Annotated in this window: 24 protein-coding genes and 1 riboswitch; of the genes, 23 read left to right on the top strand and 1 reads right to left on the bottom strand. The window is 65.3% G+C overall.

The features are described 5' to 3' along the window. The first annotated feature begins 96 nt into the window (after positions 1-96). Positions 97-173: riboswitch (SAM riboswitch) on the top strand. A 73-nt stretch (positions 174-246) separates the two neighbouring features. From E4S58_RS14040 to E4S58_RS14100, 14 genes are all read left to right on the top strand, one after another. After that, positions 247-1,425 carry an aminotransferase class V-fold PLP-dependent enzyme gene (locus E4S58_RS14040; protein WP_136637084.1) on the top strand — a complete coding sequence of 393 codons (1,179 nt, stop codon included), beginning with the start codon at positions 247-249 and terminating at the stop codon, positions 1,423-1,425. A gap of 107 nt (positions 1,426-1,532) precedes the next feature. After that, positions 1,533-2,624 (top strand): GTP cyclohydrolase FolE2, encoded by a 1,092-nt coding sequence (folE2, locus tag E4S58_RS14045; protein ID WP_136637085.1) that lies wholly within the window; start codon positions 1,533-1,535, stop codon positions 2,622-2,624. A 111-nt stretch (positions 2,625-2,735) separates the two neighbouring features. Further along, positions 2,736-3,587 (top strand): urease accessory protein UreD, encoded by an 852-nt coding sequence (locus tag E4S58_RS14050; RefSeq protein ID WP_240789566.1) that lies wholly within the window; start codon positions 2,736-2,738, stop codon positions 3,585-3,587. A 3-nt stretch (positions 3,588-3,590) separates the two neighbouring features. Further along, on the top strand, positions 3,591-3,893 hold the full coding sequence (locus E4S58_RS14055; protein ID WP_136637087.1) for an urease subunit gamma: 303 nt from the start codon (positions 3,591-3,593) through the stop codon (positions 3,891-3,893). Positions 3,894-3,924: 31 nt separating this feature from the next. Beyond that, positions 3,925-4,017 carry a PA1414 family protein gene (locus E4S58_RS18120; RefSeq protein ID WP_338101529.1) on the top strand — a complete coding sequence of 31 codons (93 nt, stop codon included), beginning with the start codon at positions 3,925-3,927 and terminating at the stop codon, positions 4,015-4,017. After that, positions 4,014-4,319, top strand: coding sequence for an urease subunit beta (locus E4S58_RS14060; protein WP_136637088.1), 306 nt, complete (start codon positions 4,014-4,016; stop codon positions 4,317-4,319). The genes E4S58_RS18120 and E4S58_RS14060 overlap by 4 nt, the downstream gene beginning before the upstream one ends. An 82-nt stretch (positions 4,320-4,401) precedes the next feature. Beyond that, positions 4,402-4,716, top strand: a complete 315-nt coding sequence (locus E4S58_RS14065; RefSeq protein ID WP_136637089.1) for an antifreeze protein — start codon at positions 4,402-4,404, stop codon at positions 4,714-4,716. 131 nt (positions 4,717-4,847) lie between these two features. Next, positions 4,848-6,557, top strand: coding sequence for an urease subunit alpha (ureC, locus tag E4S58_RS14070; RefSeq protein ID WP_136637090.1), 1,710 nt, complete (start codon positions 4,848-4,850; stop codon positions 6,555-6,557). 169 nt (positions 6,558-6,726) lie between these two features. After that, complete coding sequence (locus E4S58_RS14075) at positions 6,727-6,948, top strand: DUF1127 domain-containing protein (RefSeq protein WP_136637091.1); 222 nt, start codon at positions 6,727-6,729, stop codon at positions 6,946-6,948. A gap of 55 nt (positions 6,949-7,003) precedes the next feature. Beyond that, positions 7,004-7,534: an urease accessory protein UreE gene (locus tag E4S58_RS14080; RefSeq protein WP_136637092.1), complete on the top strand. Its 531-nt coding sequence runs from the start codon at positions 7,004-7,006 to the stop codon at positions 7,532-7,534. Then, a complete protein-coding gene (locus tag E4S58_RS14085) occupies positions 7,524-8,165 on the top strand; it encodes an urease accessory protein UreF (protein WP_136637093.1) in 642 nt (213 codons plus the stop codon). Before E4S58_RS14080 ends, E4S58_RS14085 begins: the two co-directional genes overlap by 11 nt. 10 nt (positions 8,166-8,175) lie before the next feature. Beyond that, entirely contained in the window at positions 8,176-8,811 is a 636-nt protein-coding gene (gene ureG / locus E4S58_RS14090) for an urease accessory protein UreG (RefSeq protein ID WP_136637094.1), read from the top strand. Positions 8,812-8,950: 139 nt separating this feature from the next. Then, positions 8,951-10,390 (top strand): TrkH family potassium uptake protein, encoded by a 1,440-nt coding sequence (locus tag E4S58_RS14095; RefSeq protein WP_136637592.1) that lies wholly within the window; start codon positions 8,951-8,953, stop codon positions 10,388-10,390. After that, positions 10,387-11,004, top strand: coding sequence for a class I SAM-dependent methyltransferase (locus E4S58_RS14100; protein ID WP_136637095.1), 618 nt, complete (start codon positions 10,387-10,389; stop codon positions 11,002-11,004). Before E4S58_RS14095 ends, E4S58_RS14100 begins: the two co-directional genes overlap by 4 nt. Before the next feature lie 108 nt (positions 11,005-11,112). Here E4S58_RS14100 and E4S58_RS14105 read toward each other — a convergent pair whose 3' ends face one another. Continuing rightward, positions 11,113-12,939, bottom strand: a complete 1,827-nt coding sequence (locus E4S58_RS14105; RefSeq protein WP_136637096.1) for a trypsin-like peptidase domain-containing protein — start codon at positions 12,937-12,939, stop codon at positions 11,113-11,115. Between the two features lie 155 nt (positions 12,940-13,094). On the opposite strand from E4S58_RS14105, the gene E4S58_RS14110 reads away from it, so the two are divergent. The 9 genes from E4S58_RS14110 (at position 13,095) to E4S58_RS17920 (ending at position 23,582) form a co-directional block, all read left to right on the top strand. Continuing rightward, positions 13,095-14,039, top strand: a complete 945-nt coding sequence (locus tag E4S58_RS14110) for a glycine--tRNA ligase subunit alpha (RefSeq protein WP_136637097.1) — start codon at positions 13,095-13,097, stop codon at positions 14,037-14,039. Then, entirely contained in the window at positions 14,039-14,551 is a 513-nt protein-coding gene (locus tag E4S58_RS14115) for a DUF6446 family protein (protein ID WP_136637098.1), read from the top strand. The genes E4S58_RS14110 and E4S58_RS14115 overlap by 1 nt, the downstream gene beginning before the upstream one ends. Positions 14,552-14,634: 83 nt before the next feature. Next, positions 14,635-15,501, top strand: coding sequence for a DUF1206 domain-containing protein (locus E4S58_RS14120; protein WP_136637099.1), 867 nt, complete (start codon positions 14,635-14,637; stop codon positions 15,499-15,501). A 151-nt stretch (positions 15,502-15,652) separates the two neighbouring features. Then, positions 15,653-17,917, top strand: a complete 2,265-nt coding sequence (gene glyS, locus E4S58_RS14125; RefSeq protein WP_136637100.1) for a glycine--tRNA ligase subunit beta — start codon at positions 15,653-15,655, stop codon at positions 17,915-17,917. A gap of 65 nt (positions 17,918-17,982) precedes the next feature. Then, positions 17,983-20,532, top strand: coding sequence for a putative PEP-binding protein (locus tag E4S58_RS14130; protein ID WP_136637101.1), 2,550 nt, complete (start codon positions 17,983-17,985; stop codon positions 20,530-20,532). A 160-nt stretch (positions 20,533-20,692) separates the two neighbouring features. Continuing rightward, on the top strand, positions 20,693-21,334 hold the full coding sequence (locus E4S58_RS14135) for a cell wall hydrolase (RefSeq protein WP_136637102.1): 642 nt from the start codon (positions 20,693-20,695) through the stop codon (positions 21,332-21,334). Positions 21,335-21,453: 119 nt separating this feature from the next. Further along, positions 21,454-22,368: a dihydroneopterin aldolase gene (locus E4S58_RS14140; RefSeq protein WP_136637103.1), complete on the top strand. Its 915-nt coding sequence runs from the start codon at positions 21,454-21,456 to the stop codon at positions 22,366-22,368. Then, positions 22,365-23,366 carry a dihydropteroate synthase gene (gene folP, locus E4S58_RS14145; protein WP_240789567.1) on the top strand — a complete coding sequence of 334 codons (1,002 nt, stop codon included), beginning with the start codon at positions 22,365-22,367 and terminating at the stop codon, positions 23,364-23,366. Before E4S58_RS14140 ends, folP begins: the two co-directional genes overlap by 4 nt. A 54-nt stretch (positions 23,367-23,420) precedes the next feature. Further along, entirely contained in the window at positions 23,421-23,582 is a 162-nt protein-coding gene (locus E4S58_RS17920; protein WP_169052676.1) for a hypothetical protein, read from the top strand. The last annotated feature ends 7 nt before the right edge of the window (positions 23,583-23,589 follow it).

Genomic DNA, 23,589 nt, shown 5'->3' on the forward strand with positions numbered 1-23,589 from the left:
GATCCTTCGCGGCTTTTCTAGGGCGGCGATGCAAAAGGGCGATGATGCTTTGGTGACAGGACGGTAACGCTTGACCCTGCCTCGGGCGCGGCGTTACAGAACGCGCGTGGTGATTTGTTGCCGGATTGCGGGCCACGTAAAACATTCCGCTAAAAGGCCAGCCGTCGGGGACCCCCTACGCTTGGCCGCGTCTGGGGGTTTTATTTTTGCCGACCCGCCCCCGAGAGGTCGGCCCGGAGAATGACGATGAGCAAGTGGAACAAGCGCACGACCCTGGTTCACGGTGGCACCCGCCGGTCGCAGTACGGCGAGGTGAGCGAGGCGATCTTCCTGACGCAGGGCTTCGTGTACGACAGTGCCGAAGCCGCCGAGGCCCGGTTCAAGGACCTGGGCGATGACGAATTCATCTATGCCCGCTATGGCAACCCGACCGTCCGGATGTTCGAAAACCGCCTGAGCGAGATCGTCGGCTACGAGGATGGCTTTGCCTGCACATCCGGAATGGCGGCGGTCACCGGGGCGCTGACCGCGCTGCTGAAGGCCGGCGATCAGGTCGTGGCCTCGCGGGCGCTGTTCGGGTCCTGCCTTTACGTGCTGGAAGATGTGCTGGCGCGGTTCGGCGTGCAGGTCACGCTGGTTGATGGCACCGACAACGCGGCCTGGGACGCGGCGATCACCGATGACACGGCGCTGGTGTTCCTGGAAGGGATCTCGAACCCGACGCTCGAGGTCGTGGACCTGGAGCATGTCGTGAAGGTGGCGCATGCCCATGACGCGCTGGTCGTGGTCGACGATGCGATGGCGACACCGATCTTTTCGTGCTCGGCCCGTCTGGGCGCCGATCTGTGCGTGATCTCGACCACCAAGCACGTCGACGGGCAGGGGCGGATGCTGGGCGGCATGATCTGCGGCAGCAAGGATCTGATCCGCGGCCCGATCGAGGCCTACATGAAGCACACCGGCGGCGCGATGAACCCCTTCACCGCATGGATGCAGCTGAAGGCGCTGGATACGCTGGACCTGCGGGTCCGCGCACAGGCCGAAAGCGCGCTGAAAATTGCCGAGACGCTGGAAGGTCATTCCAAGCTGGCGGGCGTGCGCTATCCGCAGCTGCCCAGCCATCCGCAGCACGCCGTCGCCATGCGGCAGGCCGAAGCGGGCGGCACGGTCATCGCCTTCGATGTGAAGGGCGGCAAGGAGGCGTGCTTCAAGCTGTTGAACGCGCTAGAGCTTTTCACGATCTCGAACAACTTCGCGGATTCAAAGTCGATCGTGACGCATCCGGCGACGACCACGCACCAGCGTCTGCCGCAGGACCAGAAGGACCTGATCGGTATCGGCGACGGCACGGTGCGCCTGTCGGTCGGGCTGGAACACGCCGACGATCTGATCGCGGACCTGACGCAGGCGCTTGATCAGATCTGACCCCAAGTGATCCGCTGTGCCGGTTTCGCCGTAGTAATAGACGAAATTGGCAATGTGCCGGGGACCGACCTATATAAGGTTGGTCCCGAGGCCGAAAGGGGGGCCAGATGAACCTTCACCCGAAAGACATGCAGCCTTCGCCCGACCGCAACGCGGCGGAAGAGGCGCTGGCGACCCTGCGCAAATGGGCCGCGACGGCCACGGATGCCGAGGTCAACGGGCTTGACCCGGTGATCGCGCGTATGCTGGATGGGGCGGATTATCCCCTTCTTTCAAATGAATACCCGACAGAGTTCAAGCCGGACGCCGCCTACAAGGCGACGATGCCGGATCTTCAGAACGGCCCGGCCAGCCTGATCCGCGGCTCGCGCCGGATGATCCAGCATGTCGGCATTTCGAACTTCCGCCTGCCGATCCGCTATCGCACCCGCGACGGCGAAGCCATGGCGCTGGAAAGTTCGGTCACCGGCACGGTGAGCCTTGAGGCCGAGAAGAAGGGCATCAATATGAGCCGCATCATGCGGTCCTTCTATGCCCATGCCGAAAAGACCTTCTCCTTCGAGGTGATCGAGGCCGCGCTGGACGACTACAAGGCGGATCTGGACAGCTTGGACGCGCGGATCCAGATGCGGTTCTCCTATCCTCTCAAGGTCGAAAGCCTGCGGTCCGGCCTGTCCGGGTACCAGTACTACGACATCTCGCTGGAACTGGTTGAAACCGCTGGCGAACGTCTGCGCGTTGTGCACCTGGATTACGTCTATTCCTCGACCTGCCCGTGCTCGCTTGAACTGTCGGAACATGCTCGCCGTGATCGGGGCCAGCTGGCGACGCCGCATTCGCAGCGGTCTGTGGCGCGGATCTCGGTCGTGCTGAACCGGGGCAATCGGCTGTGGTTCGAAGACCTGATCGAAATGTGCCGCGAAGCCGTGCCGACGGAGACGCAGGTGATGGTGAAGCGCGAGGACGAACAGGCCTTTGCCGAGCTGAACGCCGCCAACCCGATCTTTGTCGAAGACGCGGCGCGCCTGTTCGCGCAACAGCTGGAAAGCGACGACCGGATCGGCGATTTCCGCATCGTGGCAAGCCATCAGGAAAGCCTGCACAGCCATGACGCCGTGTCGATCCTGACCGAAGGCCCGACCTTCGAACAGGCGAGCCTTGACCCGCGCCTGTTCGGGACGCTGCATCACATCCGCTGAGGCTGCGCTAGTTTTGTGCAATCGCCCGGCGCCACGGCGGATTTCCCCCGCCGTGGCGCTTTTTCGTCGCGCGCACCGGCAAAGCCGCTAATCTTGGCGGGTCTGGGAGGGATGGATATCAAGGATCTGGCCACATTGCCCCGCGGCGAGATGACCGCGCGACCCGCACAGCCCCGTGCGCGCGGGCGGATGCTGGTGTCGGCCAAGTTGCGGGCCGGGCGGTCGCGGATATCTGATCTGCACCAGTCCGGATCGCTCAAGGCATTGTTCCCCCACGGATCGTCCACCGCGCTGCAGGCGGTGATGCTGAACACGGCCGGCGGTGTCACGGGGGGCGACCAGTTTGCCCTGACCGCCGAGGCCCAGGCGGGTGCGCATCTGGTCCTGACCACGCAGGCCGCCGAACGGATCTATCGCGCCCAGCCGGGCGAGGTCGGGCAGGTGCGCACGATGCTGCGCGTTGCGGCAGGGGCGCGGGTCGACTGGCTGCCACAGGAAACCATCCTTTTCGATCATTGCGCGCTGGACCGGCGGCTGGAGGCCGAGGTTGCACCGGACGCCCGTCTGCTGGTGGTCGAGCCACTGATCTTCGGTCGTGGCGCCATGGGGGAAGTTGTGCATTCCGGACATTTTCTGGACCGTTGGCGGATCAATTTCGGCGGCGAGTTGATCTTTGCCGACAACCTGATGCTTTCGGGCGACCTGCAGGCCACGCTGGATCGTGCCGCCGTCGCGCAGGGTGCCCGGGCCATGGCAAGCCTGTTGCTGGTCGCCCCGGATGCGGATCGATACCTTGATCGGCTGCGCGCGGCGCTTGGTCCTTCGGGCGGGGCCAGCGTGATCCGGCCCGGTGTGCTGTTCGCGCGTGCGGTGGCGGTGGACGGATTTGCTTTGCGCCGCCATATTATCCCTGCGATTCAGGCGCTTTCGGGCGCCGACATTCCCAAGACCTGGACTTTGTGACCCATGCAACTGACCCCTCGTGAAAAGGACAAGCTTCTGATCTCCATGGCGGCGGAGGTCGCGCGCAAGCGGCTGTCGCGCGGGGTCAAGCTGAACCATCCCGAAGCCATCGCCCTGATCACCGACGCGGTGGTCGAAGGCGCGCGCGACGGCAAGTCCGTCGCCACCCTGATGCAGGAAGGCGCGCAGGTGATCACGGTCGATCAATGCATGGAGGGCATCGCCGAGATGATCCACGAAGTGCAGGTCGAAGCGACGTTTCCGGACGGCACCAAGCTGGTGACCGTCCACAACCCGATCCGCTGACGGATTCGCACGAAGAACGGGAGGCAAGATTATGACACTGATCGAAAAAATCGCAGCGGCCCTGGGGCTGGCTCCGGCACCTCAGCCGGTTCCGGTGCGCGTGGAACAGGGACGCCGCAAATGATCCCCGGAGAGGTGATGACCGCCGCCGGCACGATCACGCTGAACGAAGGCCGCGACCAGATCACGGTGATGGTTGCCAACACCGGCGACCGGCCGGTCCAGGTCGGGTCGCATTACCACTTCGCTGAAGCGAACGAGGCGCTGGATTTCGATCGCGCCGCGGCGCGCGGGATGCGGCTGGACATCGCTGCGGGCACGGCCGTGCGGTTCGAGCCCGGCCAGTCGCGCGAGGTCAAGCTGATCCCGGTCGGCGGGGCGCGGGTGATCTATGGTTTCAACCAGCAGGTGATGGGCGCGCTCTGACGCAAGGCTGCCATTCCATTTCTCCCGCTTGACGACTCGGATGCTGCGGCGCAGCATGAGGGAAGCCCGAGGGGAGAACTCCATGATCGGCCCCACTACCTTCCTTTACGACACGATGAAACTCGGCTGGGCGATGGCCCGGCTTGGCGCCGAGGCGCAGGTGGTCCTGGCGCTGCGCCTGTCAGGCATGGCGGGCCTCTGGTCGCTGCCGCGCGGAGAGACCGAGCGCATGGTCACCGAAAAAACCAGCGCCTTCACCGATGCCTGGATGCGTGGCGCGACGGCGTTGGCGCATGGGGCAAGTTCGCCCGGGGCCATAGATGCGTCGCTGCGTCCGCTTCAGCGCAAGGCCAGTGCCAACCGAAAACGGCTGTCGCGGCGGGTTCGCAAGGGCTAACTTCCGCCTGTTTTTTGGTCACATGATAGCTGTGATGCCTGCCAAAGTGGCGCGGGGGTTTTCAGCGATCTGGACAGGGGATTACAGTCACGCGGACGGGGCGCGCGCAGCGCCCGAACAGGAGGACCGCCATGCCCACCCAGATCTCACGTGCGGACTATGCCGCGATGTTCGGCCCGACCACCGGCGACCGGGTACGTCTGGCGGACACGGACCTGATCATCGAGGTCGAACGCGACCTGACGACCTATGGCGAAGAGGTGAAGTTCGGCGGCGGCAAGGTGATCCGCGACGGCATGGGGCAGGCGCAGACGACCCGCGCCGACGGGGCCGTCGATACGGTCATCACCAATGCGCTGATCGTCGACTGGACGGGCATCTACAAGGCGGACGTCGGCCTGCGTGACGGGCGAATCCACAAGATCGGCAAGGCTGGCAACCCCGACACCCAGCCGGGCGTCGACATCATCGTCGGTCCGGGGACCGAAGCGATTGCCGGTGAGGGCAAGATCCTGACGGCGGGCGGGTTCGACAGCCACATTCATTTCATCTGCCCGCAACAGATTGAAGACGCTCTGCATTCCGGGCTGACCACCATGCTGGGCGGCGGCACGGGCCCGGCGCATGGCACCCTGGCGACCACCGTGACGCCGGGACCCTGGCACATGATGCGGATGATCCAGTCGGCGGATGCCTTCCCGATGAACCTGGCCTTCGCGGGCAAGGGCAACGCCTCTCAACCCGCCGCCCTGGAGGAACAGATCCGGTCGGGCGCCTGCGCGCTGAAGCTGCACGAGGATTGGGGGACGACCCCGGGCGCCATCGATTGCTGTCTGTCGGTTGCGGATGACTATGACGTGCAGGTGATGATCCATACCGACACGCTGAACGAATCCGGCTTTGTCGAGAACACCGTGAAGGCCATGAAGGGCCGGACGATCCACGCCTTCCACACCGAAGGGGCGGGCGGGGGCCATGCGCCGGACATCATCAAGATCTGTGGGGAGGCGCACGTACTGCCCAGTTCGACCAACCCGACGCGGCCCTTTACGGTCAACACGATCGACGAACATCTCGACATGCTCATGGTCTGCCACCACCTCGACAAGTCGATCCCCGAGGACGTGGCCTTTGCCGAGAGCCGCATCCGGCGCGAAACGATCGCGGCCGAGGATATCCTGCACGACATGGGCGCGTTTTCGATCATCGCGTCGGACAGCCAGGCCATGGGGCGGGTGGGCGAGGTGCTGATCCGCACCTGGCAGACCGCCGACAAGATGAAGAAGCAGCGCGGGCGGCTGGCCGAGGAGGTCGGCGACAACGACAATTTTCGGGTCCGTCGGTATATTGCGAAATACACGATCAACCCGGCGATCGCCCACGGCATCGGCCATCAGATCGGGTCGATCGAGGAAGGCAAGCGGGCGGACCTGGTGCTTTGGTCGCCTGCCTTCTTCGGCGTGAAACCCGAGATGGTGCTGATCGGCGGATCGATCGTCGCGGCGCAGATGGGCGATCCCAATGCGTCGATCCCAACGCCGCAGCCGGTCTATACCCGGCCGATGTTCGGCGCCTTCGGCAAGGCCGTCACGAACTCTGCCGTGACCTTTGTTTCTGCAGCTGCACAGGCCGATGGCGTGCGCGACCGTTACGGGATCGAGAAAGAGACGATCGCCGTGCTCAACACCCGTACCATCGGCAAGCGGGATCTAAAGCTGAACGACGCGTTGCCGCATGTCGAAGTGAATCCCGAGACTTACGAGGTGCGCGCGGACGGAGAGCTGCTGACTTGCGAACCCGCGACGGTGATGCCGATGGCGCAGCGCTATTTCATGTTCTGATCGGGGACCGTCATGACAGGGGATCATAACCAGCCACGACAGCCGCAATTTTGCTGCATTGCAGCAGGCGCATGGCGGGCCTTCGTTATTGATCATGGTAAGGTCGCGCCTGCTGACCTAATTTGGAAGCCAAGGGAGACAACTGAAGACAACCCGACCGAGGTTCCCAATGGCAAACACGACCACGCATATCGCAGACACCGGCTTCCGTTCCGGCATCGCACACTTCTTCCAGGCCTTTGGCGCCGGCATGACCGCCTACATGGAGCGCCGTTCGCGGGCCGACCAGATCGCCAAGCTGAACGCACTGTCGGACGCAGAGCTGAAGAAGATCGGCATCAGCCGCGAAGGCATCCCGGCCTACGTCTTCCGCGATATGTTCTACGTCTGATCCGGACGTTACCGGACCTGTCGCCTTTGCAGGCGACCCGGCGAGGGGCGGGATCATGACGACCCCGCCCGCCGCCCGATCCATCCGACGCGTCGCAGACCGCGGCGTCGACCGGCCCGCCGACCTCGTGACCCTCGACTACGAGGCGCGGTTTCTCCGACGCAAAGTCCTGCACACCGTGCAGAACCTGCCTTTCCTCGTTGATCTTGCGGAAACTGTTTCGCTTGATCACGGGGATTGTTTCGTTCTGGAAGACGGAACCCTGATCGAGGTCATCGCGGCCAGGGAAGACCTGATCGAGATCCGGGGCACCGACCTGATCCGGCTGGCCTGGCACATCGGCAACCGTCACACCCCCTGTCAGATCGAACCCGACCGCCTGCTGATCCGGCAGGACAAGGTCATGGCCGACATGCTGCAGCGCCTTGGCGCGCAGGTTGCCGCGATATCGGAACCCTTCATTCCCGAAGGCGGCGCCTATGGCATGGGTCGGACCCACGGGCATGACCACAGCCACGTGCATGTGCACGGCGGTCATGGACATGACCATTCGGATCCGCGCGACGAGGCGGCGGATGACGTCTGACCCGGCGCTTCTGCTGCACCAATGGCTGTCCCCGTCCTTTCCCGTCGGGGCGTTTTCCTATTCGCACGGGCTGGAAACGGCGGTGGCCGAGGGGCAGATCACGGATGCCGCATCGGCGCAGGCCTGGATTGCCACTGCGCTTGAACATGGCGCCGGTCTGTCCGACGCGATCCTGCTGGCGGCCGCCTGGCGGGCCGAGGCCGGGGATCCGGGCGCGTTGATCGACCTGGCCCGCGCGCTGGCGCCCTCGGCCGAGCGGCTGGTCGAGGCAGACCGGATGGGGGCCGCGCTGGCCCGCGCCCTGACCGCACTGCACGGCCATGATCTGCCCGACGCGCCCTATCCGGTGGTCCTGGGTCGCGCGGCGCGGCTGTCGGACATCCCGCTGCCGCTGACCCTGCGGCTGTCGTTGCAGGCCTTCGCCGCGAACCTCGTGTCGGCCTGCGTCCGCCTTGTGCCGCTTGGCCAGACCGAGGGGCAGGGGATCACCCTGGCGCTGATGCCGCTGATCGAACGGCTGGCGCTGCAGGCCGAACCGGGGGATACCGACCTGATCGGCACCTCTGCCGTCCTGCTCGACATCGCGTCGATGCGGCACGAAACCCTGAACACCCGCCTGTTTCAAAGTTAAGGAGACCGCCATGCCATCCCCTCATGGTCCTTTGCGCGTTGGCCTTGGTGGCCCGGTCGGGGCCGGCAAGACGACCCTGACCGCGGCGCTCTGCCGGGCGCTGCGCGATCACGTCTCGCTCGCCGTGGTGACGAACGACATCTACACGCGCGAGGACGCGGATGCGCTGGTTCGGATGCAGGCTCTGCCCTCGGACCGCATCAAGGGCGTTGAAACCGGGGGCTGTCCGCATACCGCGATCCGCGAAGATGCCTCGATCAACCTGGCGGCCATTGCCGAGTTGAACCGCGATTTCCCCGACCTGGACCTGATCCTGGTGGAATCGGGCGGCGACAACCTGTCGGCAACCTTTTCGCCCGAGCTTGTCGACATGACGATCTACGTGATCGACGTCGCCGCCGGAGAGGAGATCCCCCGCAAGGGCGGCCCCGCGATCACCAAGTCCGACATCCTGGTCATCAACAAGATGGACCTGGCGCCTTATGTCGGGTCCGACCTGTCGGTGATGGAGCGCGATGCGAAACAGCAGCGCGGTGCGCGGCCCTTCGTGTTCACCAACCTCAAGACGGGCGAGGGGCTGCCGCGGATCCTGACGCTTCTGTCCCAGATCGGGGGCCTTGCCGTGCCGCAGGTCGAAACCACCTGACTCTTCGGGCGGACTGACATAGTGTCCGCGTCGGGCCGTGCGATATCGGCCCGCGCTACCCGCCCCCGTCCGGGCTCCACATGGACCGATCTTCGTGACGCCAACACTTCCCCGCGCCCGCCACCAGACTTTCATCGACATGCGCCCCGTGGGCTATGTCATCGGCCTTCTCGTGGCCTGTCTGGGCCTGACGATGCTGATCCCGCTGGCGGTCGACCTGGCCGAGGGGCGGGGGCACTGGCCGGTCTTCATGGAAAGCGCGGTTCTGACCTTTGCCGTCGGCGGGCTGACCGCACTGGCCTGCCAGAACGGCAACAACGAGGCGCTGTCGCTGCAGCAGACCTTCCTGCTGACCACGGGCGTCTGGGCGCTGCTTCCGGTGTTCGGCGCGCTGCCCTTCATGCTGGGCGAGACGAACGCGACCTTCACGGACGCCTTCTTCGAGGCGATGTCGGGGATGACCACCACCGGATCGACGGTGTTTTCCGGGCTCGACAGCCTGCCGCGCGGGCTGTTGCTGTGGCGGGGTATGCTGCAGTGGCTGGGCGGCGTCGGCATCATTGTCGTGGCGATGGTCTTCCTGCCTGAACTGCGCGTGGGCGGGATGCAGATCTTCCGGTCCGAAGCCTTCGACACCATGGGCAAGATCCTGCCCCGCGCGGCCTCGATCGCATCGCAGATCTCGGTCGTCTATGTCGGGCTGACGGTGCTGTGTGCGCTGACCTACCTGTTCCTCGGGATGGATGCCTTCGACGCAACGGTGCATGCGTTGACGACGATTTCGACGGGCGGCTTTTCGACCAAGGATGCGTCCTTCGGGGCCTTCTCGGGGCCGATGGAATATGCCGCGTCCTTTTACATGATCCTCGCCGCGCTGCCCTTCGTGCGGTATGTGCAGCTGCTGAACGGCAACCAGCGGGCCATCTTCCAGGACAGCCAGGTACGGGCGTTCATGTACACGATCGGGGCCTTCGTCGGGGTCAGCTTCTTCGCGCTGCTCTACATCTTCCCGCACCACTGGGAAACATCGCTGCGCGAGGCGCTGTTCAACATCACCTCGATCATGTCGGGGACGGGCTATGCCTCGGTCGACTACATGGGGTGGGGGCCGTTCCTGATCACCATCTTCTTCTTCGTCGGGCTGGTCGGGGGCTGCGCGGGGTCGACCGCCTGTTCGGTCAAGATCTTCCGCTACCAGATCCTGATCGCGGCCATCCGCAGCCAGATCAAGCGCATCCACATGCCGCATGGCCGGTTCCAGCCCAAGTTCGACGGGCGGGCGATTCCGGCGGATGTCATGGGATCGGTGATGAGCTTCTTCGTCTTTTTCGTCGTCTCGCTCGGCCTGCTTGCGGTTGCGCTGGCGCTGACGGGGCTGGATTTCGTCACCTCGATCTCGGGCGCGGCGACGGCGATCGCCAATATCGGCCCGGGGCTGGGCGACACCATCGGCCCGGCGGGCAACTTCGGTCCGCTGAACCCGACCGCGAAGTGGCTGCTGAGCTTCGGGATGCTGTGTGGCCGGCTTGAGCTGATGGCCGTCTACGCGATCCTGACGGTGCAGTTCTGGCGGGCATGAGCCCCGATCCCAAACCTGATCCCGAGGACGTGCAGGCGGTCTATGACCGTGTGGCCGTCGCCTTTGACCACCAGCGACGCGACAGCGGGATGGAGTCAGGCTGGGTCGCCCGGTTTGCCGACGCCTTGCCCGCCAGGGCAGAGGTGCTGGACCTGGGCTGCGGATCTGGCCAGCCGGTTGCGCGGCTGCTGCTGGAACACGGCTGCCGGGTCACGGGGGCAGATTTTGCGCCGGGGATGCTGGCATTGGCGCGGGCGTCCCTGCCGCAGGCCGACTGGGTGCAGGCCGACATGCGGCATCTTGATCTGGGGCGGACCTTCGACGGGATCATCGCCTGGCACAGCTTCTTTCACCTGACCGTGGCGGCGCAGCGCGTCGCCTTGCCGAAGGTTCTGGCGTATCTGAGGCCCGGTGGGGTGCTGATGATGACGCTTGGCCTCGAAGAGGGCGAGGGGCACGGCCACGTCGACGGACAGGTTGTCTATCACGCCAGCCTGTCCGACGCAGAATATCGCGCGATCCTGTCCCGTCACGGGGTCGAGGTCGACGCCTTCGTTCACGGCGATGACAGGTGCGGCGGGGCCAATGTGCTGTTCGCACGCAGGCCCCTGTAGATCAGGAAAGCCCGGCGCGAGGCCGGGCTTTCGGGTTCCGTCAGGACGTTTGGGGCCTGGCCCGGTCGCAATCCTGCAAGGGCTTGGACCCCTGTCCGGGGCGCTGGATCATTCCCAGCACGACACCAGCACGGTCATCGCCATGCCGATGCGCGTGATATCCTCGGGGTCGAGCGCCGGACCGGGGTCGGCGGCGACGGCCGACAGGCCTGCCTGGCTCAGCATGTCGACCAGGACCGGGCCGTCGACGGCAAAGGACACTCCGGCGGGCAGCTTGCGGCCGCCCATGTCGGTGGCCGCGATCATGCCGATCACCGCGCCGCTTTCATCCATCACCGGGCCACCGGCGTCACCGGCGACCGAAGCCAGCGACAGCCGCGCCATCCCGGTTTCGCCGGACAGGTCCTGCAGTTCTTCAAGCCGGCCAAAGTTCAGCGACGGGTCGGGCAGGCGGCCTTCGTAGGGGTACCCGGCCGAGGCGACTTCGGATTGCAGGCGCGGCGTGCTGGTCGAGAAGCGGGCAAAGCCGATCGGGGCGATCTGTTCTTCCGGCTTCAGCACGGCGATCCCGTTGGCCGACACGACGACCTCGGCCGAGGTTTCGCGATCCAGGGTGATGCGGCCACATTGCCCGACGACCTCGGCGCTGGTCACCGCAAAGCCACGGTCGTTCACATAGAACCCCGAGCGCGAGAAGACCGGCTTGCGGATCTCGAGGCCGGACAGCAGGTCGATGCTCTGGCCGCTGTCGGCGCCCATGGCAGCGGGCAGGACCACGCCGTCGACCCGTTCAAAGCTTTTCTGCATCTCGCCCAGCAGGCGCGAGCGGCGTTCTTCATCGCCCGAGGGCCAGACCAGCGTGAAGCCCTTGATGCGGCCGTTGGCCAACGTGACCTCGGTGTGCGACACGAACCGGCCGTTTTCACCGACAATGACAAACCCGTCGCGGCGCCGTTCGCGGGGGCCGTCCTCGGGGACGATCGCAAGGGTCTGCATGATGTCATAGAGGCCGTTCATCTTGGTCTGGTCGCCCTCTTGGGAGATCAGGATGAGCCGCGCATCAATGTCGCCGGTCGGAAGGTAGTGGGCGAAGGGCGCCTCGTAACGGTCGAACGCGACAACGCCCGTGGGGACCAGCATCGAGATCCCGGCGGTGTCGTCCGCCACGCGCTTCAGATCCAGACCTTCCAGCACGGCGTTGTACTGACGTTGCAGGGCGGCGCGCTGGCGGGTGGTCAGGATGCCTGTCGCCTCGAAGCCGTTCTTGTCCTGCCAGGCGGCCATGGACCCACGGGTGCCGGGGCCAAAGGCGCCGTCGATGGCGGCATCGTAGAAGCCGGCCCACTTCAGCCAGACCTGCAGCTCCATCCGTTCGTCGCGGGTCAGCAGGCTTTCGCTGCGGCGCGCCTCGGCCCGGGTTTCATCGGGCTCGGGGGCAGGTTCGGGTTCGGCCGCGGGTTGCGGGGCGGGGGTGGGTGCCGGGTCGGCCGCGGCGGTCTGATCGGCCTGATCTGCGGGGGCAGCCTGGGGTTCGGGCGTCTCCTGGGGTGTCGGGGCGGGCAGGGCGGCGGTTTCGGTGCCGTCCAGCTGGTTCACGCCGCGCGGCCAGAACTGGTCGCGGAAGGTGGTGTCGAAGGCGATATAGCTGTCACGCGGAATCGTGCCTTCGGACCGCAGGACCTGCAGCACACGGTTGGCGTCTTCAGGCGAATAGGGGCCAAGCGCGATGCCGTACCACCCGCCGCCAAGCGAAAAGCCGTTCACATCCTGAAGCCGGTCGGAATAGCCACGGATCGACTCTTCGGCCAGCGACAGGGAGGGCTGTGCTTCGATCTGGACCCAGACGCGGCCGGCGTCCTGGGCCATGGGGGCCCGCACGGTCACGCTGGCCGCAAGGATCAGGGCGAAGACAGCCCGGGAAATCTGGAAATACATGTAAAAAGCCTCTGCCCGGTCTTATTCTGGTTTGATGCGGGGAAGTTTTACCAAAACCTGCCGCCACTGCACCCCAATAATGCGTTATCCGCCGCATTGACCCCGCCCGGTGTGGCCCGTAGGTAATCATCGCCGACCCGACGACAGGACGCACCATGGCGACAAGCATCGACAAGCCCCGTTCCTTCCAGGAAATCATCCTGAGGCTCCAGTCCTACTGGGCTGCCAAAGGCTGCGCGATCATGCAGCCCTACGATATGGAAGTCGGGGCGGGGACGTTCCATCCGGCGACCACGCTGCGTTCGCTCGGCTCGAAGCCCTGGGCGGCGGCCTACGTGCAGCCATCGCGCCGCCCGACCGATGGCCGCTATGGCGAGAACCCGAACCGGCTGCAGCACTATTACCAGTACCAGGTTCTGATCAAACCCTCGCCGCCGGACCTGCAGGACCTCTACCTCGGGTCGCTCGAGGCGATCGGCATCGACATGGAGATGCACGACATCCGCTTTGTCGAGGACGACTGGGAAAGCCCGACGCTTGGCGCCTGGGGGCTGGGCTGGGAAGTTTGGTGCGACGGCATGGAAGTGTCGCAGTTCACCTATTTCCAGCAGGTCGGCGGCCATGACTGCCATCCCGTGTCGGGCGAGCTGACCTACGGTCTGGAACGTCTGGCGATGTACGTGCTGGGCATCGATCACGTGATGGACATGCCCTACAACGACCCGCAGGCGCCCATTGCGCTGAAATACGGGGATGTCTTCCGCCAGACGGAAGAGGAATATTCGCGCCACAACTTCGATCTGGCGAACACCGACATGCTGCTCAAGCATTTCGAAGAGGCCGAGGCCGAATGCGCCGCGCTGCTGTCCGCGTCCTTTGACGATCCGAAGACCGGCAAGCGGATCATCCCGGCGCATCCCGCCTATGACCAGTGCATCAAGGCCTCGCACCTGTTCAACCTGCTTGACGCGCGCGGCGTGATCTCGGTCACCGAACGGCAGGCCTATATCGGTCGCGTCCGGGCTTTGGCGAAGATGTGCGCCGATGCCTTCGTGCAGACCGAAGCGGGCGGCTGGACCCCGGCAGAGGCCACCGCCTGATGGGCAAGTTCCTGGCCGCGATGATCGTCGTCTGCGCCCTGGCAGCGGGCGGCGGCATCTATTACCTGCAGGTCTACGGCTATTACGACACGGTCGCGCCGACCGGCAGCGATGTCGTGCTGACCACCATCGACGGCCACGAGGAAGTCATCCCCTACGAGGGGTTCGAGGCGATCGATGCCGACAGCTCTCCGATCCGCTATCGGGCGTGTTTCCGCACCGACCTGACGCTCGAGGCGCTCGAGGCCGTCTATCTGCCCTACGAGGACGCCGTGCCGCTTGAGGCGCCGGGCTGGTTCGGCTGCTATTCGGCCGACGGCATCGGCGAGGCGCTTGAGGCCGGGAAAGCCCGGGCCTTTCTGTCGGTGGAAAATGTGCATTACGGCGTCGACCGGATCGTGGCCATCTTTCCGGACGGGCACGGATATGTCTGGCACCAGATAAACCCTTGCGGAGAGGTTGTTTTCGACGGTCGCCCCGCACCGGAAGGCTGCCCGCCACCGCCGCAGTAACGCAAGCGCCGACACGGGCGCTCACGTTTTCGGGGGAACCCGTGACCCGGACCGTCGTTGGTTTGCCAACGGAGGGTCCGATAATGTCAGACAATACAGCACCAACCTGGGTCAAGCCGGTCATGCAGGCGGGCTACGGCGCGCGCGGCGTGACCTATATCATCGTGGGCGGCCTGGCCGTTCTGGCCGCCTGGCAAGGCGGAGAGGCCGAGGGGACCAAGGGGGCACTCGCCCAGCTGCGCGGCGAACCCTTCGGCGTGGTTGCCCTGGTCGCGATCGGCATCGGGTTTCTCGCCTATGCGATCTGGCGCCTGGTCTGCGCAGGCTATGATCTTGAGAACAAGGGACATGACGCCAAGGGGGTCATCGGCCGGACGGGCCAGACGGTGACCGGGCTGATCCACGCCGGTCTTGGCGTTTCCGTCCTGCGCATGGCGCTTGGGTCGGGCAGTGGTGGCGACGGGTCGGCGCCGCAAAGCATGACCTCGAAGGTGCTGGCCATGCCGAACGGCAAGATGATCGTGATGGCGATCGGCCTGATCGTCATCGGGGCCGGGATCTACTATGGCTACAAGGGCATGTCCGAGAAATACAAGGAACACATCCGTTCGACCCGGGTGACGCGCAAGCTTGACCCGGCGGTGAAGGCCGGGCTGGTCGCCCACGGCGTGGTCATCGCGCTGATCGGCGTCTTCCTGTTCTACGCCGGGCAGACATCGGATCCCGGCCAGGCAGGCGGCATCGGAAAGGCGTTCGAGGTCGTGCGGGCACAGCCCTTCGGGCGTATCCTGCTGGGGCTTCTGGGGATCGGGACGATCGGCTTTGCGGTCTACTGCTTTGTCGAGGCCTGCTACCGCGTGATCCCGCGCCTCGCGGGGGACGACATCACGACACTGGCCAGCCGCGCCAAGGCCAAGGCCGAAGGCGAACTGCGCCGCGCCACCGCCTGAAGGCGCCACAGCGGGGGCGTTCCGGGACCCCGGGGCGCTTATCCGCTGGACCCTGTGGCCAAGGACCGCTATCCACCCTGCGACGACGGGGTGGGGCGGTCTTTGGGTCTCTCGCTCCGGACATTGACGCAAGCCCGGTTAGAGAACACCCATGCCCGACCTTCTGATCGAACTCTTTTCCGAAGAAATCCCCGCGCGCATGCAGGCGCGCGCCGCCGCCGACCTGAAGGCGCGGATGACGGATGGTCTGGTCGAGGCCGGTCTGACCTATGCGGGGGCTGCCGCTTTCCACACACCGCGCCGCCTGACGCTGGCGATCGAGGGTCTGCTTGAGCGGTCTCCGACGCTGCGCGAAGAACGCAAAGGCCCGCGCGTCGACGCGCCGGAAAAGGCGATCGAAGGGTTCCTGCGCGGTGCCGGTGTCGCCAAGGAGGACCTGAAGGTCCAGGACGACAAGAAGGGCCAGGTCTATGTCGCGGTGATCGAAAAGCCGGGGCGCGAGGCCGCGGAAATCGTGGCCGAGGTGCTTGGGTCGGTTATCAACAATTTTCCCTGGCCCAAATCCATGCGTTGGGGCTCTTCTGGTTTGAAATGGGTAAGGCCGCTGCATTCCATCCTCTGCGTCCTGTCGTCCGAGGCAGGCACCGAGGTCGTGCCGTTCGAGATCGAGGGCATCGTGGCGGGCGACACCACGGCGGGCCATCGGTTCATGGCGCCCAGGCGGTTTTCCGTCACGAATTTCGAGGATTACGCCGCGAAGCTCAAGCGGGCGTACGTGGTGCTGGACGCGCAGGAGCGGGCCGATCACATCTGGCAGGACGCAACCAACATGGCCTTCGCCGCCGGGCTTGAGGTGGTCGAGGACAAGGGGCTGTTGTCCGAAGTCGCCGGGCTGGTTGAATGGCCGGTGGTGCTGATGGGGGAAATCGGCAGCGATTTCCTTGGCTTGCCGCCCGAGGTTCTGCAGACCTCGATGAAGGAACACCAGAAATTCTTCTCGGTCCGCAATGCCAAGACGGGCCGGATCGAACGGTTCATCACGGTGGCCAACCGCGAAACCGCCGACAATGGCGCGACCATCCTTGCGGGCAACCAGAAGGTTCTGGCGGCGCGTCTGTCGGATGCCAAGTTCTTCTGGGAAAACGATCTTCGCATCGCCGCGAAGGGGATGGAGACCTGGACAGAGCAGCTCTCCAACGTGACCTTCCACAACAAGCTCGGCTCTCAGGCGGCGCGGATCGACCGGATCGCGGCGCTTGCGCGCGAGATCGCGCCGCAGATCGGTGCGGACGCGGATCTGGCCGAAAAGGCCGCGCGGGTGGCCAAGGCCGACCTGTCGTCGGAAATGGTCTATGAATTCCCCGAACTTCAGGGGCTTATGGGCCGCTACTACGCCGAGGCCGCGGGCCTTCCGACCGAGGTCGCCGCCGCCTGCCAGGACCATTATTCGCCGCTCGGCCCGTCGGACACCGTGCCGACCGCGCCCGTGTCGGTCGCCGTGGCGCTGGCCGACAAGCTGGACACGCTGACCGGGTTCTGGGCGATCGACGAAAAGCCGACCGGATCGAAAGACCCGTTTGCCCTGCGCCGCGCGGCGCTTGGGGTGATCCGGCTGCTGCTGGTGAACGGGCTCCGGCTGGAGCTGAAATCAACGGTTCAGACGGCAATCGTCGAACACTACAACGCTTTGCAATTTCAAATTTTGGAAGAAATTCGCAAGGACGAATACACGGCGATGCATCAGTTCGGCATCAAGAGCTACAATCAGTTCAAAGAGGTCCAATCGCTTGTCAGTGAACAGCTTTCTTTGGCTTCGGACAAACAAAATCAACAAGATACGTTCATCGAAAAACTGGGCCAAATCGATCTTTCGAATTTCGTTTCGGATGAAGATGACCTCCTCTCCTTCTTCCACGACCGGCTCAAGGTGCACCTGCGCGATGAAGGCATCCGGCACGACGTGATCGACGCCTGCCTTGCCATGCCCGGCAACGACGACATCACCTTGCTGACCCGTCGGGCGCAGGCGCTTGGCGATTTCCTCAAGACCGAGGAAGGGGAGAACCTGGTGCAGGGGTTCAAGCGCGCCAACAACATCCTGTCCCAGGCCGAGGAGAAGGACGGCGTGTCCTATGAATTCGGCGCGGACAAGAAGTTTGCCGAAGACCCGACCGAAGAGGCGCTGTTCGACGCCCTGCAGGCCGCGCGCCCGCAGATCGACGCGGCGATGAAGGCCGAGGATTTCGCCGCCTCCATGGGGGCCATGGCCGCCCTGCGCGCGCCGATCGATGCCTTCTTCGAGGCGGTGCAGGTGAACTCTGACAAGGAAATCGTCCGGCGCAACCGGTTGAATCTGTTGTCGACCATCCGCTCGACCTGTCTTGCCGTCGCGGACCTGACCAAACTGGAAGGCTGACCCAAGCTTTTCCTTGCCCGAAGCGGCGACAGGATTATGCTGCGCGGATCAGAAGGATCGCCGCAGTGCAGCAGAAACCCACCACGCCCGAACTCATCACCGCGACCGCCCGGATCGACGTTGCGACCCATGGCGGCCGGGCGAAATGTCTGCAGCGGCTGGTGCGGATGGACCTGCCGGTGCCGCGCACCGTCGCGCTGTCGTTCAATACAGTGCATGAGATCGCCTCGGGCCAGATGCCCGACATCAAGTCCTTGCTGCAACCCTTTGGGGATCAACCGCTTGTCTGCGTCCGCCCGTCGTCGGAAGACCCCGATTGGGGCGGTCCGGGCGCGGTGATGAACGTCGGCATGAACGATGCGCTCTACGTCGATCTCTGCGACCGGATCGGGGTCGAGGCCGCGACGGCCGTCTATATGCGCTTCGTGCAGGGCTATGCGATCCACGTCGCGCGTCTGGATCCCGACATGTTCGACGGGCTGATCCTGGAGGGTCGCGAAGGGCTGCGCCAGGTGCTGGCCGCCTACGAGGAAGAGACGGAAGAGCCGTTCCCGCAGGATCCCGAAGTGCAGCTGTCGGGTGTGTTGCGGTCGATGGCCCGCGCCTGGGAAGGCACGACCGCGCGGCTGCTGCGGCAGGCCAAGGGGGCGCCGGCCGATGCGGGGCTGGGCCTTGTCGTGCAGGAAATGTCCCTTGGGCTGGGGCTTGGTGAATGCGGTTCGGGCGTGATCCAGCTGGTCAGTTCGACCACCGGCCTGCCGAAGATCACGGGGCGTTACCGCAGTCAGAGCCAGGGCCGCGATGCCCTGAGCAAGGAAGGCGCGTCGATCTACCTGGCCCGCGATGACCGCGGCCCGTCGCTGGAAGAACTCGCGCCCGAGGCCTTCGCCCAGCTGATCGATTATACCCGGCAGATGCGGATCCGCCTGCGCGAGGAAATGCAGACCGAATTCACCATCGAGAACGGCGAAGTGCATGTTCTGGACGGTGTCCGGATCCGGCGCAGTTCGCGTGCGGCCGTGCGCATCGCCGTGGCGCTGGCCAAGGATGGCATCATCCCGAAGGAAGAGGCGATCCTGCGGGTCGAACCGCGCGCCGCCACCGAAATGCTGCACCGCCAGATCGACCCGGATTGTCCGCGCGAAGTCATCGCCTCGGGCATCGCGGCCAGCCCCGGCGCGGCCTCGGGCAAGATCGTCTTTTCCTCGACGGCAGCGCAGGCGGCGGCCTCGCGCGGGGAAAGCTGCGTTCTGATCCGCCGGGAAACCACGCCCGAGGATATCCGGGGCATGCATGCCTCGGTCGCGGTGCTGACGGAACGTGGCGGGATCACCAGCCATGCGGCGGTGATCGCGCGGGGGCTGGGGCTGCCTTGCGTCGTGGGCGCGTCCGAGATGAAGGTGAACCTGCGGCGCAACACGGTCGCCATGGCCGATGGCCGGACCCTGCGTGAAGGTGATGCGGTCACCGTCGACGGGACCAACGGCGTGGTTATCGCGGGCGAGGCGGCGCTTCTGGAAGCCGCGCAGGATGACGAGTTTCGCGACCTGATGAGCTGGGCCGACGAATTCCGCGACATCGGGGTGCGGGCCAATGCCGACACCCCGGCGGACGCGCAGATTGCCCGTGATTTCAACGCGGAAGGCATTGGGCTTTGCCGGACCGAGCATATGTTCTTCGATCCCGGCCGCCTGACCGTGATGCGCGAGATGATCTTTGCCGAACATGGCGTGGATCGTCGGGCCGCGCTGGATCAGCTGCTGCCGATGCAACGGGCGGATTTTGTCGAACTGTTCCGCATCATGAAGGGGCATCCGGTCTGCATCCGCCTGCTGGATCCGCCGCTGCACGAATTCCTGCCCTCGCACCGCGATGGCATCCGGTCGCTGGCCGAGGCTCTGGATCGGCCGTTGTCGGACGTGACCCGGCGGATCGAGGAACTGGCGGAATACAACCCGATGCTGGGTCTGCGCGGGGTGCGTCTGGGCATCACCATGCCCGAGATCTACGATATGCAGGCGCGCGCGATCTTTGAGGCGGTGCTGGAAGCCAGCAAGGAAGGCGCGCAGGTCGTGCCCGAGATCATGATCCCGCTGGTGTCGGCCAAGCGCGAGGTCGAACTGGTAAAGGCGCGGGTCGAGGCCATCGCCTCGGCCGTGCGGACGGTGACGGGGCGGGACTTCGACTATCGCCTGGGGGTCATGGTGGAAACGCCGCGCGCCGCGCTGCGCGCCGGGGAAATCGCGCCCCACGCGGCCTTTCTGTCCTTCGGGACGAACGACCTGACGCAGATGACCTATGGCCTGTCGCGTGACGACGCGGGGCGGTTCATGCAGACCTACGTGCAGCAGGGGGTGTTCCCCGAAGATCCCTTCCACATGCTCGATGCTGAAGGTGTGGGAGAGTTGCTGCAGATCGGGGCGGATCGCGGTCGGGGCGCACGAAAGGACCTTGTACTTTCGATCTGCGGCGAACACGGTGGTAATCCCGAATCAATCGCCTTTTGCCGGGCTGCAGGGTTCGATTACGTCAGCTGTTCGCCCTTCCGTGTGCCCGTCGCCCGGTTGGCCGCGGCCCAGCTGGCCGTGCGGGACCGGCTGATTCTCGCCGATTAATAGCAATTTTTATCAATAGCTTGCACTTCGACCTATCCTGATGCCCCCCGGCATTGCCCGGCCTGCAACCCTTGTCAGGCTGGACCTGCGGATTATTTTTCGTTAGGCGGTGCCGAGTTGAAAAGATGAAACTGTCAGGCAATTCGGCCCGGGGGATACGATGCGCGGATTGATTTGTGCTATTTTGCTGCTGGCTGCAGGCGGCGCTTTTGCCGAGGGCAGCGTCGAAGATATTGCGACAGCCGAGAAGACGGGTCTTGATGCCGTCGGGTCGATCAAACTGGCCGCCCTTCTTGATACCGAAGCGATCCGCGATGTCCGGCCGCAGGCGCGCAAGGGCCTTAAGATCGAGTATTCGAAGAAATTCCTGGCCTCTCTGCCCAAGCCCAAGCTGTCCGATCAGGCCGCCTGCCTGGCCGAAGCGCTTTATTTCGAAGCGCGCGGCGAAAGCGTGAAGGGCCAGTTCGCGGTGGCCGAGGTCATCATGAACCGTGTCGACAGCGCGATCTTTCCCAATTCGATCTGCGGCGTGATCCATCAGGGCACGGGTCGCAAGTATGCCTGCCAGTTCACCTACACCTGTGATGGCAACCCCGAAGTGATCCGCGAAAAGGCCGCCTATTCGCGGGTGGCGAAGGTCGCGGACCTGATGGCGCGCGGCGGTCCCCGGGGCCTGACGCAGGGCGCCACCTATTACCACACCCATGGCGTTGCGCCGAAGTGGTCGCGCAAGTTCGCGCGCACGGCCTCGATCGGGGTGCACTATTTCTACCGCCGCAACACGCGCCTGTCGTCCAACTGATTGCCGGGCAACTTACTGGCGGGCTGACGCATTCCGGCCCCGGACTGCCGCGGGCGGGCTTTGCCATCCCGGGCGGAACGCGGTAAGCCGCCCGTGACGTGAACAGGACGGCGGCAGCGATGAGTGACCGGATCTCCCAGGCCTTCGGGCATCCCCTGGAACGGGCCGAGGCCCTGGCCGGCGCCGAACTGCGCGACCGCATTTCCCTGCGCGACTACATCACCGAGGTCGAGATCGGCGCCTTCCAGCAGGAACGCGGGCACCGGCAGCGCCTGCGCTTCAACGTCGTGGTCGAGGTCGTGCCGCATGACGCGCCGCTGGCCGACGATGTGGACCGCATCCTGTCGTATGACCGCGTGACCGAAGCGATCGAGGCCGAACTGGATAGCGAACGGCTCAACCTTCTGGAAACGCTGGCGGATCGGGTCGCGGCGCGGGTGCTGATGGAGCCTCAGGCGGAACGGATCTTCGTACGGATCGAAAAGCTGGACCGTGTGGCCGGGGCTCTCGGGGTCGAAATCATGCGCAGCCGGTCCGACGCGCAACCCCTGGCCGAAGAGGTCGCGGCCCACGGCGTGACGCCCCGCGTGATCTTCCTTGGCAATCCGGTGATCCACGGCACGGATCTCGGGTCCTTGCTGGACGAGGTCGCCGGTGGCGACCATCCGGCGATCCTGTGCTGCGGGCCTGCGGACGTGGCCGCGCCGCAATCGCAGGCGGCACTGGCGCAACGGCGGATCGACCTGCTGGCCATCGAACAGAACGCCTGGGTGCTGGCGGGCCGCGATGCGCGTTGCGTGGTGGTCAACACGCGGACCGAGCTCGACTGGGCCATGAAGCACGACCAAATCAGCGTCTGGGCGCCCTCCAAGATGGTGCTGGACGCGGTGCATGCGCCCGCCGTCACGGCCTCGGCCCTGGATCTGGCCTACTGGCTGGCCGAGGAAATGTCGGCGGCCGAATTCCTTGTCATGGGGGATGTCACGCCGCCCATGGGTGCCGTGCCCGTGCGTCGGGTCGGGGTAGGCGCGTGACCGGTTGGCTGCGGCCACTGGTCCGGCCGGGGCATGAGCCCACTGGGTCCTGCCTGGCGGGGCAGGGACATCTGCGGTTCGATCAGGTCGAACAGGTCACGCATGGGGCCCGGGGTGCGATTGCCGCGCTGGACGATCTGACCGCAGCGGACCGCCTTCGACTGACCGGGGCGCGCCCCGACCTGTGCGGCCTGACGCTGGACCGTCCCCGGATCATGGGGATCCTCAACGTCACGCCCGACAGCTTTTCCGACGGCGGGCGGCACAATGGCTTTGATCAGGCCGTCGCCAAGGCGAAGGACATGGCGTCAGAGGCCGATATCCTGGACATCGGCGGTGAATCCACCCGCCCGGGGGCCGAGGACGTGGCGATCGACGAAGAGATCCGCCGCACCGCGCCCGTGATCGCCGCCCTGCGCGCCGCCGGGATCACCACCCCGATCAGCATCGACACCCGCAAGGCCCGCGTCGCCGAAGCCGCGCTGGATGCCGGGGCCGACATCGTCAACGATGTCTCGGCCCTGACCTTCGATCCGGATCTGGCCCATCTGGTGGCCGAACGTGGCGTGCCCGTCTGCCTGATGCATGCCAAGGGCGACCCGGCGACCATGCAGCAGGACCCGCGCTATGACGATGTGCTGTCCGAAGTGTTGGACAGCCTTGCGGAACGCATCGCCTTTGCGACGGGTGCAGGCATCGCACGCGACCGGATCATCAGCGATCCGGGCATCGGCTTTGGCAAGACGCAGGCGCATAACCTGACGTTGCTACAAGGCCTTTCGGCCCTGCATGACCTGGGCGCGCCGATCCTGCTGGGGGCCTCGCGCAAGCGGTTCATCGGCACCATCGGCGGGGCCGAGGCGGCGCTTGATCGGATGCCGGGGTCGGTCGCCGTGGCCCTGTGGGGCGTGGCGCAGGGCGCGCAGATCCTGCGGGTGCACGACGTGGCGGAAACAGCGCAGGCGGTACGGCTCTGGCTGGCGATGGCACAGTCCTGATTTTTAACGCCATCCGTGCTATCCTTGGCGCATCGCCGCGACAGGAGCACACCCATGTGCCTGACCCCGACTGCCATGCTGGCCTTTCTCAGCATGATCTCGCCCGAGATCTACGAGACCACGCAGGAGCGTATCATCGTTCGCGCCGAAACCGGTGACGTGACCTATACCGTCCGCAACGGTCACTGGTGCATCGCGCCCGCCGCCGACAGCTGACGCGCAA

The organism is Pseudooceanicola onchidii, assembly GCF_004959925.1.
Taxonomy (GTDB): domain Bacteria; phylum Pseudomonadota; class Alphaproteobacteria; order Rhodobacterales; family Rhodobacteraceae; genus Pseudooceanicola; species Pseudooceanicola onchidii.